The sequence below is a fragment of the Acinetobacter sp. YH12241 genome, from assembly GCF_013417535.1.
Lineage (GTDB): Bacteria > Pseudomonadota > Gammaproteobacteria > Pseudomonadales > Moraxellaceae > Acinetobacter.
Genome location: NZ_VPDQ01000075.1, coordinates 1 through 1,277 on the forward strand (window position 1 = coordinate 1; position 1,277 = coordinate 1,277).

Sequence of the window (1,277 nt, forward strand, 5' to 3'; positions counted from 1 at the left end):
AATTACGCAAAATAATTCGGTACTATTAAACATCGGGACTAGAGTTTTAAGTTTTGTGTGGTAACTCAACTGATGGCTCTAGTCCTCTTATTTTTCAAGTCAATTTTTTATCCGCGATTCGGGTTAATATAAGATTATTTACTTACTTCAATAAATTCAAATACTAACCTTAATTCTAAACAATCAAAATTTAACTATCTATTTTTATATTATTAATATCATTAGCATCTTATTTAGATATTAAATTATTAATAAACTCTATTTTAAATCAATAATTTTTATTAGATAAGTTTTTATCAGCTTCCTTGCTTATTTTTTATATAGAAAAACTTTAAATATACAACTATTATAAAATTTTTTTAACCATTAAATATAAATAGTAAAAACATTTAATATTGAGATTAGAGATGGATCCGTAAATTTGAACAACTCCTATAAGTGATATTCTGCTCCTCAAATGATGTTATAAACATCAATATATGGAGTATTTTATGGCACGTAGACCAAGAAGAAATCATTCAAATGATTTTAAAGCTAAGGTAGCACTTGCTGCGATTAAAGCAGAAAAAACACTTGCTGAATTGAGTGCTGAGTTTGATGTTCATCAAAACCAAATTATTGACTGGAAAAATCAATTGATCTCAGCTTCCTCGCAAGCTTTCGATCAATCAAAAGCTCCAACAGAACCACCCATCGATCTAAAAAAACTACATGCAAAAATCGGTGAGCAGGCATTAGAAATTGATTTTTTAGAAGGTGTGTTGAAGAAACTGGGCCGCTTCAACCACAAAAGTTAATCGACGACTCACTTCAGATTTCAGTATCTAAGCAAGCTAAGCTGCTGAAAGTCTCCCGTGGTTGTTATTACTATCGCCCAAAACCTGTGAGTGCATCAGATCTGAAGCTGATGCGATGTATTGATGAATTACATATGCAATATCCTTTTGCAGGCAGTCGTATGATGCGTGATTTGTTGAATCGTCAAGGACATCATATAGGACGACGTCATACACGTACTTTAATGAAGAAAATGGGTATTCAGGCGTTATATTGCAAACCAAATTTAAGCCAGGCTAATCAAGCTCACCGTAAATATCCATATCTGCTCAAAGGGTTGGCTATTCAGCGCAGTAATCAAGTGTGGTCTACGGATATAACGTATATCCCTATGGCAAAAGGCTTTGTTTATTTATGTGCTGTGATTGATTGGCATAGCCGCAAGGTACTTGCGCATAGGGTATCGATTAGTATGGAGGTGGATTTTTGTATTTCGGCTT

1 pseudogene is annotated in these 1,277 nt (G+C 33.2%); it reads left to right on the forward strand.

Annotated features, from left to right (window positions below):
* Window positions 1-479: 479 nt before the first annotated feature.
* A pseudogene (locus FTV18_RS15605) lies at window positions 480-1,277 on the forward strand (IS3-like element ISAba14 family transposase); the annotation flags it as partial.